Below are 15,912 nucleotides of genomic sequence, written 5' to 3' on the forward strand. Positions count from 1 at the left end.
CCGGAATTTTGGGTTCCTGCACCGCTACGGTCGTTGCCCCAAGGCCGTGACCTTCGTCACCCTGGTGTGCAGTTCTTCTCGATGAGGGAGTCGGGCATGACCGTCGGCATCACCGGCGGTCTGCCCGAACCCATCGGTTTCCTGCCCGGCAGCCTGCTCCTGGATCGCGACTGGCTGTCCGGTCAGGTGCGTGACACCGGCGCCTTCTACGGCTGCCGGGAACCCCGCGTGAGTACCACTCTCTGGTGGTACTCAGCGAGCGCGGTCCTGTTCGGGCCGGCGATCCACGAACTCGTCCTGCTCGGGGCCGGTCTCTCGCTCGACCCGGCGGCGCTGCGGATGACCGCGCGGCCGTCCGGCCTGGAGCGGGTCGTGCCCGGCAGGCCCCTCGACCCCGGTCCCGCCGCCTTCGGCCGGCATCTCGACGCAGCTCTCGCCCCGGTGATCCGGGCGCTCGGTGACGTCGGTCAGGTCACGCCCCAGTCGCTGTGGGCGGTCGCCGCCGACTCCCTGGCCACCCGGCTGCTCACCTCCCGGGCCCCCGATCCGGCGGGCTGGGCCGCGGACATCGCCGGCGCCAGCGAGCGGCTGAGCCCCACGCCCCGCTTCGTCCAGGTCCAAGGTCGCCCCGGCGCTGCACCGAGCACCTATGTGCACCGCGTCTCGTGCTGTCAGATCTACCGCGTGCCGATGAGCCTGTGCCTCAGCTGCCCGCGCCGGCCCCCGGCCGAGCGCCGGCAGCGGCTGGAGACCCACGCGGCCGCCCGGGCGCCGGGCTCCTGAAAAACCTCTTCCGTGATCAGGCCAAGTGACCCCGGCCCCCCGGGGACACTTGGCCTGATCACGAACAAAAGGTGTGGGCACCACCCTCACCGACTCCTGGCCCAAGGAAGGTACCCATGGCCCTGCGCACCATCGACCCCGCGTCCCTCGACAGCTTCGTCGCGCTCGGTGACTCGTTCACCGAAGGGCTGCACGACGAGATCGGGCCGGACGGGCGGCACCGGGGCTGGGCCGACCGGGTCGCCGACGGACTGGCCACGGCCAACGGCCGGGTGCGGTACGCCAACCTCGCCATCCGCGGACGCCTGCTCGACCAGGTGGTGGCCGAGCAGGTTCCGGTGGCCCTGGCGCTGAAGCCGGCGCTGGTCGCGTTCAACGCCGGGGGCAATGACGCGCTGCGCCCGCGGGCCGATCTGGGCCGGGTGTTCGCGACGTTCGAGGAGAACGTGGCCCGGCTGCGGGAGAACGGATCGCAGGTGCTGCTGTTCACCTCGCTCGGCCCGCCCCGGGCCCCGGGCGACCGGGTGGCCCGCGGCACGTCCGGCCTGATCAGCAAGTTCACCGCGTTCAACACGTGCGTGCGCCGCGTGGCCGACCGCTACGAGTGCGCCCTGGCCGACATCGGTGCCGCCCCCGCCCTGCTCGACCGCCGCTTCTGGCACGAGGACCGGCTGCACCTGGCCCCGGAGGGGCACGCACGGGTGGCCGCGGCGGCGATGGAATCGCTCGGCCTGGGTGATCCGGCGCTGCTCGCGGGGGAGACGGGCTGGTGGCGGGCGTCGCTGCCGGAGAAGGTCGTCACCGGCCGGGTCGCGGACATCGCCTCCGACCTGCGCTGGGCCCGGACCTTCCTGATGCCGTGGATCGGGCGGCGTCTGCGAGGGGTCTCCAGCGGGGACGCGCTGCTGCCGAAGAGGGCCGAGATGATCGAGATCGTCGCGACCCCCTGAACGGGTGCCGGGCCGTCAGCGGGCCTTCAGTAAGACACCGGCAGTCCCGATATCCACCCCGACCACTCGGATCGCTGTTGGGGGTAGCTGGTACATGTCTCGTCTCTCGGCCTGGCCGATCCGCAGGGTGTTCAACGTGCTGGTGGCCCTCACGGTGATCACCCTGGTGGCGATCGCGATCGTGGTGAGCTTCTCCTACAGCAGTCAGACGTCCAAACGGGCGGACTACGACCAGCTCGTCCGGGCCTACATCGGCACCAAGGACATGCAGAACACCGGCACCAGCATCATTCTCGACAACACCGTAGTGAACTACGTGCCCTCGGCCGCCGAGGCGTACAAGAAGAACCTGACGACGGACCTGGCGGCCATGCAGAACCTGGTCGAGACGAACACGGCGCTCGATGTCCCGGACAAGCTCAAGGAAGAGATCACCGCGATCGGGACGGCCTACGCCGCGCTCGGTGACTTCCTGTCCACGGCCGGAGCGCCCACCGACCCGGCCGAACAGGCCCAGCAGACCAAAGACTTCGGCACCCTGACGGCGGCGACCAGTGCCGCGCTCAAGGCCGCGCAGGACACGGCGTACGCCCGGATCGTGGAGCTGAACGCCGAGATCCACAGTGTCGGCAAGAACACGAACATCGTCACCCTGGCCCTGTGCGCCTTCACCGCCCTGCTGATCGGTGGTTCGCTGCTGGCCTACGGCCGGCGGATCAGCACCAGTGTGGACGAGCTGCGGATGGCGGTGGACCAGGTGTCCAACGGCGACCTGACTCACTCCGTCCCGGTGCACGGCCGGGACGAGCTGGCCCTGATGGCCGGTTCCCTGGAGACCATGCGCCTCAAGCTGGTGCAGATGTTCCGGCAGCTGACCGATTCCAGCAACCGGCTGGGCGACTCGGCGGTCAGCCTGAGCGGCATTTTCTCCGAGGTGGGAGCCTCGTCCGAGCGCACCTCCACGCAGATGGGCACGGTCTCGGCCACGGCCAACGAGGTGTCGGCCAACATCCAGGCGGTCGCGGCCGGTTCCGAGGAGATGGGCGCCTCGATCGGTGAGATTGCCCGCAGCGCCGGTGATGCCGCCCGGGAGGCGACCGCCGCGGTGAACGCCGTGGAGTCGACCACCGGAACGATGAACAAGCTCGGTGACAGCTCGCGGGAGATCGGCGACGTGATCAAGCTGATCACCTCGATCGCGGAGCAGACCAACCTGCTCGCGCTGAACGCGACGATCGAGGCGGCGCGGGCCGGTGATGCGGGTAAGGGCTTCGCGGTGGTCGCGGACGAGGTCAAGCAGCTGGCGCAGGAGACCGCCCGGGCCACCGAGGACATCTCCAGCCGGGTCGAGACCATCCAGGCCGATGCGGTCCAGGCCGGTGAGGCGATCCAGGGGGTCGCCGCCGTCATCAACCGGATCAACGAGTATCAGGCCACGATCGCCTCGGCGGTGGAGGAACAGAGCGCCACGACACAGGCCATCAACTCGGGGGTGAACGAGGCGGCGAACGGTTCCACCCAGATCGCCGGCTCGATCGCCTCGGCCGCCCAGGACGCCGCGACCAATGCGGCGTCGATGCAGCAGGGCACCGACAACGCCCAGCAGATCGCCTCGCTGCGGCAACAGCTGAACACCCTGATCTCGAGTTTCCGTCTGCCTGCCTGACAACATCTGCAAGCATCTGAAAACAACCGTCCCCGGGCCGACATCGGCCCGGGGACGGTTGCTCGACGATCAGTCCGGGACCACCGAGAGGTGCCCTGGTGGCCCCACGCAGTCCGGGGCACAGATCTCGAGCAGCTCCTGGTCGGTCAGCGGCACCCCCGGCAACGGGAGCGCGCCGTGCGGCCTCAGCCCGGCCAGCACGAGCGCCAGCTGCCGTCGCCAGGCGTCGGGGGTGGAGAACTTGCCCACCCCGTGCAGCATGAACTGCGTGACAGCCAGATCGGTGACCGAGACGTCTTGGCGCACAGCACCTTCGGCCTTGGCCTGGGCCAGGATCGCGGCGACGGTCGGCTGAATCCGGGCCACCTTCTCCACCACTTGCGCCTGCATCGACGCCGCCACCGAGACATCGCCGAAGAGAAGCTCTTTCAGCCCCCGGTCGGCGATCTGCATCTCGACCGACCGGGTGATCAGCGTGACCAGCCCGGTCCACGCGTCCGGTGCGTCCTGAGCCTGTTCGGTCAGCTCCACCAGGGCCTCCACCCGGCTCACGAACAGGGCCTCGATGAGCGAGGACTTGTCCGGGAACCGGCGGTAGACGGTGCCGGTGCCGACGCCGGCATGACGAGCTATCTCGTCCAGACCGGCGTCGAGGCCCCGTTCGGCGAACACCTCGGCCGCCGCCGCGAGAATCCGGCGCCGGTTGCGCTCGGCGTCGGCCCGCAGCGGCCGCCGTCCTTCTCGTTCTTCGCGCCCTACTGTCTGTTCCAGCGTCATTGCCGGACCTCCCAGAGGGAAAACCAGTGTGTCTCGACCATGATGCCGCACTTCCCGCCGGGTTTCGCCGGACGGTCAGCCCATCATCATGTGGGCCTGCATCTGCGCGGCCTCTTCGTCGCTGATCTGCGGCTTGCGCTTCGGCAGCAGCACGGCGGCCACCACGAACGCGACGGCGACCATGGCCGTGGCCCACCAGAAGGTGTGGCCGAACGCCTCGGCCGTCCGCGCCAGGGCCTCCTGGAGACCGGCCAGAACGGTCGGGTCCTGGGCCTTGGACGGGTCGGCCGCGACCGCTCCCTGGGCGGCGAGCGCCTCGGCGGGCACCTTGTCCTTGATGGCAGCCGTGAGGATCACGACCATCACCGCGGTACCGATGGAGGAGCCGGCCTGCTGAATGATGTTCAGCGTGGTGCTGGCCTTGGCCACCGCGGCGTGGCGCAGCGTCTGCATGGCGCCGGTCATCAGCGGCATCATCGAGAAGCCCATGCCGACGCCCTGGAGGAACAGGTAGGCCGACAGCTCCCAGTAGGACGTGTCGGCGGCGATCTGGGTCAGGCCGATGAACGACAGGGCCACGGCCAGCAGACCGAACGGGGCGACCCGGCCGACGCCGGTGCGGTCCACCAGGATGCCGGCGATCGGCATGGCGATCATCGCGCCCAGACCCTGCGGGGCCAGCAGCAGACCGGTGTCGAAAGCGCCCTCGCCGCGCACCTGCTGGAGGTACAGCGGCAGCAGCAGCATGCCGCCGAACACCGAGATGATCATCAGGCCCATGGTGACCGAGGAGGCCGCGAAGACCTTGTTGGTGAACAGGCGCAGGTCGATCAGCGCGTCGTCACCCTTGCGCAGGGCGTGCCAGACGAAGACGGTCAGCAGCACGGCGCCGGCGACCATCGGGCCGATCACGATGGCGTGCCCGAAGCCGCTCTTCTCGGACGACTGGGCCAGGCCGAAGATCAGCAGGGCGAGGCCGGGGGAGAGCAGGGCCAGGCCGGTCCAGTCCAGCTTGTGGCCGGGCGTGGGAACGTCTTTCGGCAGGATGCGGAAGGACATGAACAGGGCCAGGGCGCCGATCGGGGCGTTGATGATGAAGATCCAGCGCCAGCTGAAGTCTTCCACCAGCCAGCCACCGAGGATCGGGCCGAGGATCGGGCCGAGCAGCATCGGCACACCCATCACGGCCATCACCCGGCCGAGACGCTGCGGGCCGGCGGCGCGGGTCAGGATCGTCATACCGGCCGGCATCACCATGCCGCCACCCAGACCCTGCAGCACCCGGAAGGCGATGAGAGACGTGTCGTTCCAGGCGATGCCGGACAGCACCGAGCCGATCACGAACAGGAAGATCGAGGTCATGTAGAGCCGCTTGGTGCCGAAACGCTCAGCGCCCCAGCCGGTCAGTGGGATGACCGTGGCCAGCGCCAGGGTGTAGCCGGTGGCCACCCACTGGATCGTGGCGAGATTCGTGTTGAAGTCGTCCACCAGCGACGGCAGTGCCACGTTGACGACGGTGACATCGAGGATGGACATGATGGCGCCGAGAACGACACAGGCCGCCACGAGCAGCAGCCCGCGGTCGAGGCCCTGCGGCGCCGGTGCGCTCGGCGTTGTCGGTGCCGGTGCCGGTGCCGGTGCCGGTGCCGGCGCGCCGGGCTCGGCGGCCTGGCCAGGTTCTGTGGTTGACATGGAGATCCCCGGGAGAAAGAAGTGGAGAGAAGTTTCCGGAACACCCTAGTGGAAGTGGAAAAGCAGATTCCACTTAGTTTCCCCTGGGCAGATGCTGTGTCGCGGCTGTGCAGACCGGCCTCGAAGTGCACATAACGGAAATCCTGCCTATCGTCCCGGGGTTGCACCGCTCCGGACGGACCAAGGAGGGTCTCGTGACGTCGTCCGCCCTGCCGCTGCTCGCGGCCGAAACCGCGAAGGCGTCGGGGGATGCCCGGCTGATCACGGCGGCGGTGCTGGGGATCGCCGTCGTCATCCTGCTCATCGCCTTGGCGAAACTGCACCCGTTCCTGGCCCTGGTTCTGGGTTCCGCCGTGCTGGGCATTGTCGGAGGTCTCGGGGTCGCGGGCACCATCGACAGTTTCACCGGTGGGGTCGGGGCCACGGCCGGAACGGTCGGCCTGCTGATCGCGCTGGGCAACATGATCGGCGCGCTGCTGGCCGATTCCGGCGGGGCCGACCGGATCGTCGACCGCGTGGTCAGCCGGGTCCCCGGAGGTCGGCTGCCCTGGGCGATGGCCGGGGTGGCGGCCCTCATCGGACTGCCGTTGTTCTTCGAGATCGGTGTCGTCCTGCTGGTTCCGGTGGTGCTCCTGGTCTCGGCGCGGACCCAGGTTCCGCTGCTGAAGGTAGCCATCCCCGCACTTGCCGGGCTCTCGGTATTACACGGTCTGGTGCCACCGCATCCCGGCCCGCTGGCCGCGGTCACCGCCCTCGACGCCGATCTCGGCCTGACGCTGATGTTCGGCCTGATCCTGGCGATCCCCACGGTGATCCTGGCGGGGCCGGTGTTCGCGTCGTGGGTGTCGCGGTACGTGGTGGCCCAGGCGCCTCCTGCGCTGGTGGCTTCCGGCGGGGTCACAGGGGTGCTTGAGGACGACGGTGAGCGTCGGGGGGCCGCCGAGGACGTGGGCGGGCCCACCGACCCGGACGGACCGGACGACCCGGACGGACCGGACGGACCGGGCGGACCGGGCGGACCGGGCGGACCGGCGTCCACCCTGGGCTTCCCGGCGCGGCGCCCCGCCTTCTGGCCCGCCGTGCTGACCATCCTGCTCCCGGTCGTCCTGATGCTCGTGCGGGCCGTGGGTGAGCTGACCCTCGACGAGGGCGACGGTCTGCGCGAGGCCCTCGAGGTGGCGGGCGAGCCGCTGGTCGCGCTGCTGGCCGGCGTGCTGCTGGCCATGTTCACCCTGGGTTTCGCCACCGGGATGGATCGCTCGCAGGTGTCCGGGAGCATCGCCGGGGCGTTGCCGTCGATCTCCGCGATTCTCCTGATCGTCGCCGCCGGAGGCGGTTTCAAGCAGGTGCTGATCGATGCCGGGGTCGGTCAGGTGATCGCCGACGCGGCCCGGGACACCGACCTGTCGCCTCTGCTGCTGGGCTGGCTGGTGGCCGTCGGGATCCGGGTGGCCACCGGTTCGGCCACGGTCGCCACGATCACGGCGGCCGGCATCGTGGTGCCGCTGGCCGCCGACCTGAGCAGCCCGCAGCTGTCGCTGCTGGTCCTGGCGATCGGTACCGGCTCCCTGTTCTTCTCGCACGTCAACGACGCCGGTTTCTGGCTGGTGAAGGAGTATCTCGGTCTCACCGTGGGACAGACCCTGCGCACCTGGTCGGTGATGGAGACGCTGATCTCGGTGATCGGCCTGGCCGGGGTGCTGCTGCTGTCGCTGCTGGTCTAGCCAAGGAGCACCTCCGCGGTGTCTGATGGCTCCTGCAGGCAGGGGGCCTTCATGGGGATCAAGGTCGGCGGTATCGAGTTGTTCATGGGCCCGCCCGCGCTCGGGGGCCCGGACGACCTCGACGAGGTCGTGCGTGACTTCATCGGCGGGGCCAAGCGCAGCCTGGCCATCGCGGCGCAGGAACTGGACTCGCGATCGGTGGCACAGGCCGTGCTGGCCGCGCAGGCCGCGAAGATCCGGGTGCGGCTGATCCTCGAGGGGGATTACCTCACCGAGGCCCGCCCGCCGGGCGACCCCTGGGCGCCGGCCGGTGACAACGAGACCAACCGCGTCATCCATTCCGCGCTGCTGCGGTCGGGGGTCGACGTGGTCACCGACCTGAATCCGGCCATCTTCCACCAGAAGTTCATCGTGCGGGACCCGGGTGAGCCGACCGCCGCCGTCCTGACCGGCTCGGCCAACTTCACCCGCACCGACACCGGCACGAACGACCCGCCGCAGTCGCCGGGCGTGGTCGGCAACAACCTCAACCACATCGCGATCCTCTACGGGCGCACCGCGGCGAAGACCTACCTTGCCGAGTTCGACCGGATGCGCTCGGGTCTCTTCGGTGCCACGCACGAGCGGGTGGAGGCCCGGCCGGTCGAGTTCCGTCTCGGGAAAGTGCGGGTCAAGCCCGTTTTCGCGCCCCGTCAGGGGCCGGAGATGGAGATCATGAAACAGATGCTGAAGGCCGCCACCAGCATCGACTTCGCGATGTTCACCTTCGCGCGGTCGTCCGGTATTGACGACGCGATGATCCGCCTGGCGCCGACTCTGGACCGGCTGCGGGGTGTGCTCGACCGCGGACAGGGCGTGCAGAAGTGGGCGGCGACGCAGCCGCTGAAGGCGGCCGGGGTGGAACTGCACCAGAACCGGCCGGGCACCGGCGTGCGCAAGCTGCACCACAAGCTGATGGTGATCGACGAGCGACTCCTGGTGATCGGCAGTTTCAACTACACCGGCCCGGCAACCACGCTGAATGACGAGAACATCATCGTCATCGGTGATCTCGAGGAGGCCGACCCCGTGAGCGAGGAAGCGCAGCGGCGTCTGGCGGGCTACGCCCTGGTCGAGATCGAGCGGATCGTCCGGGACCTGACCGAACCCGTCTGAGGTTCAGCAGGCGGCGTTAATTCTTTGTTTCGCAGCTCCGGCGGTCCTGAGCGTGGATTCATCACAATCGGATGACGGCGGGCCCACAGGAGTGACATATCGGCCGAACTAAGGGCAACCTTACTGGCCAGACGGTTCCCAAGTGGCTAACGTGCACCGAAACTCACGGGTAACAGGAAGTTTTGCACTTCGTTCCCGTCCTGGTCATACCGTGTCCGAGGCCCGCGTCCAGGGCGATCCGGTCACGTCCGCTCCGCCTGAAGTCCAGCTCCGTCGCACTGCCTGTTCCCGTCAACGCGTTCCACCAGGTCCCGTTCCCGAACCCGCACCGCCCGGTCGTAGGTCCGCCAGAAGGAGAGTCCGACCCGTATGTCCGCTCCGCTCGACGTACCCGGGGGTGCGACCGAAGCACAGCCCGAGGCCGTTCTCTCCGGTGCCGGGGTGGCGATCCAGGGACGCTCCCTCACGCAGATCGCCTGGCTGCGGCTGCGGCGTGACCGCTGGGCGCTGGCCGGCGGCGTCATCGTCGTCCTGCTGATCCTGATCGCGATCTTCGCGCCGCTGGTCGTGGCTCTCCTGGGGCACCCGCCCAACGAGTTCCACCCCGACCAGATCGACCCGGACCTGGCCACGCCGATCCACCCGCTGGGGGGCATCACCGGCGACTTCCTGCTCGGCGTGGAGCCGCTGAACGGTCGTGACCTGTTCAGCCGGGTGGTCTACGGCGCCCGGATCTCGCTGCTCATCGCGTTTCTCGCGACGCTGCTGTCGGTGTTCATCGGCACGGTGCTCGGGGTGGTCGCGGGTTACTACGGCCGCTGGATCGACACGCTGATCAGCCGCACCATGGACCTCTTCCTGGCGTTCCCCCTGCTGGTGTTCGCCCTGGCCCTGGCCGGGGTGGTGCCCGACAAGGCGTTCGGGCTGAGCGGCGACGCGCTGCGTATCGCGCTGCTGATCTTCATCATCGGCTTCTTCAACTGGCCCTACATCGGCCGCATCGTGCGCGGGCAGACCCTGTCGCTGCGAGAGCGTGAGTTCGTCGACGCCGCACGTAGTCTCGGTGCCCGCACGCCGTACATCCTGTTCCGTGAGCTGCTGCCGAACCTGGCCGCGCCGATCCTGGTGTACGCCACGCTGCTGATCCCGACCAACATCCTGTTCGAGGCGGCCCTGTCGTTCCTCGGCGTGGGTGTGCGCCCGCCCACCCCGACCTGGGGCGGCATGCTCTCCGAGGCCACCACGTACTACCGGGTCGACCCCACCTTCATGATGGTGCCCGGTGTCGCGATCTTCGTGACCGTGCTGGCCTTCAACATCCTCGGTGACGGCCTGAGGGACGCCCTGGACCCCCGCGCCCGCTGACGTTCCACTCGTACGGGGGTTCGGCGCTGTTCCCCTGCAACGATTTTCCAAGAAGGTGCCGTGCTGGCCAAGACAGTGAAGGTGGAACACACCATGAGAAGAAGGCGCACGACCATCGCCGTCGCCGGCGCTGCCGCGCTGACGGTGAGCCTGGCGGCGTGCGGCGGGGGATCCTCGTCCGGCGACGACGGGGACGCCGGTGGCGCGGCCAAGTTCGACGCCGCTGTCACCGGTGTCGTCAACTCCTCCGACGCCAAGGGCGGCACCCTCCGCTACGCGAACGAGGGTGAGTGGGACTCCACCGACCCGGGTGACACCTACTACGGGTACTCCTGGAACTTCGCCCGCTACTACACGCGCACCCTGGTGACCTACAAGTCCGCGCCCGGCGCCGAGGGTGCCACCCTGGTCCCGGACCTCGCGACCAGCCTGGGCAAGTCGTCCGACGGCGGCAAGACCTGGACCTACACGCTGAAGGACGGCCTGAAGTTCGAGGACGGCTCGCCGATCACCTCGGGCGACATCCGTTACGCGGTGGAGCGCCAGCTCGACAAGACCACGTTCCCGCACGGGCCCACGTACTTCAACGACTTCCTGGCCGACGTGCCCGAGGGTTACTCGGTCTACAAGGACAAGAAGGACCTCGACGCGATCGAGACGCCGGACGACAAGACCATCGTCTTCCACCTGAACCAGGCGTTCAGCGGGTTCGACTACTTCGCCGGCCTTCCCGCCACCGCTCCGGTGCCGAAGGACAAGGACACCGGCTCGAAGTACAAGTCCGCGGTGGTCTCCTCGGGCCCGTACAAGTTCTCGGACTACGAGGCCGGCAAGAGCTTCAAGCTGGTCCGCAACGACCAGTGGGACGCGGCCACCGACGAGGTGCGCCCGGCCCTGCCGGACCAGATCGACGTGACGCTCAACGTCAACAAGGACGACATCGACCAGCGTCTGCTCTCGGGTGACCTCGACGTCTCCGTCACCCAGCTGGGTATCGGCGCGGCCGCCAAGGCGCAGGTGCTGGCCGACCCCGAGGAGAAGAAGAACTCGGACTCGGCCCCGCTGAACCGCACCTGGTTCACCTCGATCAACAGCGAGGTCGCGCCGTTCGACAACATCGACTGCCGCAAGGCGGTCATCTACGCGGCCGACCACACCGGCTACCAGACGGCCTTCGGCGGCTCGATCGGTGGCGGCGACGTGGCCACCAGCCTGCTGCCCCCGACCATCCCGGGCCAGCAGAAGGTCGACCTGTACCCGGTCAGCGCGCAGACCGGCGACGAGGCCAAGGCCAAGGAGGCGCTCACCGCCTGCGGCAAGCCCGACGGCTTCGAGACCAGCTACAGCTACCGCACCGAGCGTCCGGCCGAGAAGGCCGCCGCCGAGTCGATGCAGCAGTCGCTGGCCAAGGTCGGCATCAAGGTGACCCTGAAGCCCTACCCGCAGGGTGACTACTTCTCGCTGTACGCCGGTAAGCCGTCCTTCGCCAAGAAGGAAGGCCTGGGCCTGATGGCCAACGGCTGGGCGGCCGACTGGCCGGACGGTTACGGCTTCCTGTCCCAGCTGGTCGACAGCCGGGTCATCCGCGAGACCGGTGGCGCCTCGAACCTGAGCGTCCGCGACCCCGAGATCGACAAGCTCATCGACCTCGCCGTCAACGAGCAGGACACGGCCAAGCGTGAGCAGGAGTGGGCCGACATCGACAAGAAGGTCATGGAAGGCGCCTGGGTGTACCCGGGTGTCTGGGCGAAGGTGCTGCTGTACCGGCCCAAGACCCTGACCAACGTGTTCGTGAGCAGCGGCTACGACGGATACGACTACTCCGCGCTCGGCGTGGCGAAGAGCTGAAAGGCAACACAGCACCATGAATCGACGACGACGGCGACCGGAAAGGACTGAGCAGTGACGGCATTCATCGCCAGGCGCGCGGTCGCCGCCGTCGTCATCCTGGCCCTGGTCAGCTTCATCACCTTCGCGATCTTCTTCCTGGTGCCGAGGCTGGCCGGGGCGAGTGCCGACGACCTGGCCTCGCGCTACGTGGGCAAGACGGCCGGTGCCGAGCAGGTGCACGAGCGGGCGGTGCAGCTCGGCTTCACCGACCCGGTGTACGTGCAGTACGGCGACTTCGTGAAGGGCATCTTCGCGGGCCGCGACTACGACCTCGGCGGGCCGGCACCGGAGCACTGCCCGGCCCCCTGCCTCGGGTTCTCGTTCATCGACCAGAACCCGGTGCTGCCCGACCTGCTCGACCGGCTGCCGGTGACGCTGTCGCTGGCCGCCGGGGCGGCGCTGATCTGGCTGATCAGCGGCGTCGGGGTCGGTGTGCTCTCGGCCCTGCGCCGGGGCACGGTGTTCGACCGGGCGGCCATGGCCGTGGCGCTCGCGGGTGTCTCCCTGCCGATCTTCTTCACCGGTCTGCTGGCCCTGTCGGTGTTCAGCTACACCCTGAAGATCTTCCCGCCGGGCAGTAGCTACACCCCGTTGCTGGAGAACCCGATCGAGTGGGCCTACGACCTGATCCTGCCCTGGGTCACGCTGGCCTTCCTCTACGCGGCCGGGTACGCCCGGCTGACCCGGGCGGGCATGCTCGAGACGATGAACGAGGACTACATCCGCACGGCCCGGGCCAAGGGCCTGCCCGAGCGCACGGTGGTGCTGAAGCACGCCCTGCGCTCCACCCTCACCCCGGTGCTGACGATCTTCGGTCTCGACCTGGGCCTGCTGGTGGGTGGCGCGATCCTGACCGAGTCGACGTTCTCGCTGCCCGGTCTCGGCTCGTACACGGTGCAGGCGATCTCCCACAACGACCTGCCCAAGGTGCTCGGCGTGACCCTGCTGGCCGCCACCTTCGTGGTGATAGCCAACCTGGTCGTCGACATTCTGTACGCCGTGATCGACCCGAGGGTGAGGCTCTGAGGTGACCGAGGTTTCCACCGCCGGAGACGGTGACCGCCAACGTCCGTTCCTGGACGTCCGTGACCTGCGCATCCACTTCCCGACCGACGACGGTCTGGTGAAATCGGTCGACGGGCTCAGCTTCTCGCTGGAACGCGGGAAGACGCTGGGGATCGTCGGCGAGTCCGGCTCGGGCAAGAGCGTGTCCAGCATGGGCATCATGGGTCTGCACCGCACCACGAACGCCCAGGTCTCCGGCGAGATCTGGCTGGACGGCGACGAACTGGTCTCGGCCAGTGCCGACTTCGTCCGGAAGCTGCGCGGCCGCAAGATGGCCATGATCTTCCAGGACCCGCTGTCCTCCCTGCACCCGTACTTCAAGGTCGGCGCGCAGATCATCGAGGCGTACCGGCTGTACAACGACGTCAGCAAGAAGCAGGCCCGTCAGCACGCGATCGATCTGCTCGGCCGGGTCGGCATTCCGGAGCCCTCCTCACGGGTGGACGACTACCCGCACCAGTTCTCCGGCGGCATGCGCCAGCGCGCGATGATCGCGATGGCGCTCGCCTGTGACCCCGAGCTGCTGATCGCCGACGAGCCGACCACGGCCCTGGACGTCACCGTGCAGGCCGAGATCCTCGACCTGATCCGCGACCTGCAGCAGGAGTTCGGCTCGGCGGTCATCATGATCACCCACGACCTCGGGGTGATCGCGGAGCTGGCCGACGACGTGCTGGTGATGTATGGCGGCAAGGCGGTGGAGCACGCCTCGGTGCACGATCTCTTCCGGGCGCCCGAACACCCCTACACCTGGGGCCTGCTCAGCTCGATGCCGCGGATGGACCGGGTGCGCGCCGAGCGGCTGCTGCCCGTTCCCGGCAGCCCGCCGAGCCTGATCAGCCTGCCGCCCGGCTGCGCGTTCAGCCCGCGCTGCCCCTATGACGAACTGACCGACGGGAAGGCGCTGACCGACGTGCCCGAACTGCTCCCGGTACCGGGCCGGGCGGCGCACCGCGTGGCCTGTCACCTGCCGTCCGCCCAGCGCCGGCAGATCTGGACGGAGGAGGTGTCACCGCGCCTGTGAGTACAGTTTCCGAGGTCCCCGCGGACGAGGGGACGACGCAGGACGACCTCCTGCTCGACGTGAAGGGCCTGAAGCGGCACTTCCCGGTGAACCGGGGCGCCGTGCTGCGCCGCCAGGTCGCCGCGGTGAAGGCCGTGGACGGTATCGACTTCCAGGTGCGCCGGGGCGAGACCCTGGGCCTGGTGGGGGAGTCCGGTTGCGGCAAGACCACCACCGGCCGCCTGCTGACCCGTCTGGACGAGCCCACCGAGGGCACGATCTCGCTGGACGGCCGGGACATCGCGCACCTGTCCGACTCCGCGATGCGCCCGCTGCGCCGTGACGTGCAGATGATCTTCCAGGACCCGTACTCGTCGCTGAACCCCCGCCACACCGTGGGCTCGATCGTCGGGGCGCCGTTCCGCCTGCACAAGACCCTGCCGTCCGCGCAGGTCAAGCCGGCCGTGCAGGAACTGCTGGAACTGGTGGGCCTGAACCCGGAGCACTACAACCGGTACCCGCACGAGTTCTCCGGCGGCCAGCGCCAGCGCATCGGGGTGGCCCGGGCGATCGCCCTGCGCCCCAAGCTGGTCATCGCCGACGAGCCGGTCTCCGCCCTGGACGTGTCGATCCAGGCGCAGGTGATCAACCTGCTGGAAGACCTGCAGAACGAGTTCGCCCTGACCTACGTGGTGATCGCCCACGACCTGTCCGTGGTGCGGCACATCTCCGACCGGATCGCGGTGATGTACCTCGGCAAGATCGTCGAGATCGCCGACCGGGACGACCTGTACGAGCGGCCGATGCATCCGTACACGCACGCGCTGCTGTCGGCCGTGCCGGTGCCCGACCCGGACGCCCGCGTCAACCGGGAACGCATCCGTCTGCGCGGGGAGACCCCGAGCCCGCTCAACCCGCCGTCCGGCTGCCGGTTCCACACCCGCTGCTGGAAGGCCCAGGAGATCTGCTCGGTGCAGGAGCCGCCGCTGGAGCCGATGGTGGGCAACCACGAGGTGGCCTGTCACTTCCCGGAGAACCCGCCGGGCGACCGCCTGACCGCCCACCCGATTCAGCCCTCCGAGTAAGACTTTCCGAGGTACAGCTCACGAACGCCCCGGACCAGGGCGGCGTTGCCGGTCACCGGCCCGCCGTCCGGTCCGGTGAGCGTGTCCTCCAGGCCGATCCGGGTGTCCAGGCCCAGGGCCAGGGCGTGACGGAGCACCGGCCAGCACGCCTCCTGCTCGCCGTGCAGCAGGACCGGCACGCCCGGATCGCCGAGTTCCTGGAGGATGGCGTCGGCCTCGGCCACCGCCTTCTCCGGCGGTACGCCGATGATCTCGACGAGTACCCGGATGATCCCGGGAAGAGGGCCCGACCCGAGCAGGCGGGCGTCACGGGTGGTCCAGACCCCGGCCTCGATCCCGATGCCGATCTCGCGCAGCACCGCCGCCAGTTCGAGGGCGCTGGGCTCGGACAGGTTCACCGAGGCGAAGTCGGGCCGCTCGGCAGGCCGCAGCGCCACCCAGCCCCGGACCAGCTCACGTCGCGCGGTCACGTCGCGCGCGGTGATCCACAGCCCGGTGGACACACCCACCGGAATACCGGGGCACGCCTGACGGACGGCGCTGACGGCCGCCGCCACCTCGACCGCCAGCAGCGACTCCGCCCCGTCGACCCCCCGGGGGTGCAGATGCAGGCAGTCGGCGCCGGCCTCCACCGCCGCCCGGGCGGCGCCGGCGAGCTGGGCCGGCGTGACCGGCAGCCCGGGATGTTCCGACCGGGTGCGCGATCCGTTGAGACACACCTTCAGCACGGTTCCTCCTCCACGTCCGATCAGTAATG

General features: G+C 69.1%; 13 protein-coding genes. 10 read left to right on the plus strand and 3 right to left on the minus strand.

The genetic code is table 11. The features are described 5' to 3' along the window. Positions 1 to 96 precede the first annotated feature (96 nt). From QSK05_RS24860 to QSK05_RS24870, 3 genes are all read left to right on the plus strand, one after another. Positions 97 to 783 (plus strand): (2Fe-2S)-binding protein, encoded by a 687-nt coding sequence (locus QSK05_RS24860; protein WP_285599729.1) that lies wholly within the window; start codon positions 97 to 99, stop codon positions 781 to 783. A 116-nt stretch (positions 784 to 899) separates the two neighbouring features. Continuing rightward, the gene (locus QSK05_RS24865) at positions 900 to 1,733 is read left to right on the plus strand and encodes an SGNH/GDSL hydrolase family protein (RefSeq protein WP_285599730.1); all 834 of its coding nucleotides are present in this window, start codon (positions 900 to 902) and stop codon (positions 1,731 to 1,733) included. Positions 1,734 to 1,827: 94 nt separating this feature from the next. Beyond that, positions 1,828 to 3,399, plus strand: coding sequence for a methyl-accepting chemotaxis protein (locus QSK05_RS24870; protein WP_285599731.1), 1,572 nt, complete (start codon positions 1,828 to 1,830; stop codon positions 3,397 to 3,399). Between the two features lie 69 nt (positions 3,400 to 3,468). Here the strand turns inward: QSK05_RS24870 and QSK05_RS24875 are convergent, their stop codons facing one another. Together QSK05_RS24875 and QSK05_RS24880 are read right to left on the minus strand one after the other, a co-directional pair. After that, positions 3,469 to 4,176, minus strand: coding sequence for a TetR/AcrR family transcriptional regulator (locus QSK05_RS24875; RefSeq protein WP_285599732.1), 708 nt, complete (start codon positions 4,174 to 4,176; stop codon positions 3,469 to 3,471). Positions 4,177 to 4,251: 75 nt separating this feature from the next. Continuing rightward, positions 4,252 to 5,868, minus strand: a complete 1,617-nt coding sequence (locus QSK05_RS24880) for a DHA2 family efflux MFS transporter permease subunit (RefSeq protein ID WP_285599733.1) — start codon at positions 5,866 to 5,868, stop codon at positions 4,252 to 4,254. Positions 5,869 to 6,062: 194 nt separating this feature from the next. Between QSK05_RS24880 and QSK05_RS24885 the strand changes: the two genes are divergently transcribed. From QSK05_RS24885 to QSK05_RS24915, 7 genes are all read left to right on the plus strand, one after another. Continuing rightward, positions 6,063 to 7,592 (plus strand): GntT/GntP/DsdX family permease, encoded by a 1,530-nt coding sequence (locus QSK05_RS24885; RefSeq protein WP_285599734.1) that lies wholly within the window; start codon positions 6,063 to 6,065, stop codon positions 7,590 to 7,592. A 51-nt stretch (positions 7,593 to 7,643) separates the two neighbouring features. Next, the gene (locus QSK05_RS24890) at positions 7,644 to 8,747 is read left to right on the plus strand and encodes a phospholipase D-like domain-containing protein (RefSeq protein ID WP_285599735.1); all 1,104 of its coding nucleotides are present in this window, start codon (positions 7,644 to 7,646) and stop codon (positions 8,745 to 8,747) included. Positions 8,748 to 9,116: 369 nt separating this feature from the next. Beyond that, on the plus strand, positions 9,117 to 10,112 hold the full coding sequence (locus QSK05_RS24895) for an ABC transporter permease (RefSeq protein ID WP_285599736.1): 996 nt from the start codon (positions 9,117 to 9,119) through the stop codon (positions 10,110 to 10,112). A gap of 60 nt (positions 10,113 to 10,172) precedes the next feature. After that, entirely contained in the window at positions 10,173 to 11,960 is a 1,788-nt protein-coding gene (locus QSK05_RS24900) for an ABC transporter substrate-binding protein (RefSeq protein WP_285599737.1), read from the plus strand. 54 nt (positions 11,961 to 12,014) lie between these two features. Next, positions 12,015 to 13,028 carry an ABC transporter permease gene (locus QSK05_RS24905; protein WP_285599738.1) on the plus strand — a complete coding sequence of 338 codons (1,014 nt, stop codon included), beginning with the start codon at positions 12,015 to 12,017 and terminating at the stop codon, positions 13,026 to 13,028. A 1-nt stretch (position 13,029) separates the two neighbouring features. Next, a complete protein-coding gene (locus QSK05_RS24910) occupies positions 13,030 to 14,091 on the plus strand; it encodes an ABC transporter ATP-binding protein (RefSeq protein WP_285599739.1) in 1,062 nt (353 codons plus the stop codon). Then, complete coding sequence (locus QSK05_RS24915; RefSeq protein ID WP_285599740.1) at positions 14,088 to 15,155, plus strand: ABC transporter ATP-binding protein; 1,068 nt, start codon at positions 14,088 to 14,090, stop codon at positions 15,153 to 15,155. Before QSK05_RS24910 ends, QSK05_RS24915 begins: the two co-directional genes overlap by 4 nt. Here the strand turns inward: QSK05_RS24915 and QSK05_RS24920 are convergent. Next, a complete protein-coding gene (locus QSK05_RS24920; protein WP_285599741.1) occupies positions 15,140 to 15,883 on the minus strand; it encodes a 3-keto-5-aminohexanoate cleavage protein in 744 nt (247 codons plus the stop codon). The genes QSK05_RS24915 and QSK05_RS24920 overlap by 16 nt on opposite strands. Positions 15,884 to 15,912 lie beyond the last annotated feature (29 nt).

Origin of the sequence: Kineosporia sp. NBRC 101731, assembly GCF_030269305.1 — a bacterium.
Taxonomy (GTDB): domain Bacteria; phylum Actinomycetota; class Actinomycetes; order Actinomycetales; family Kineosporiaceae; genus Kineosporia.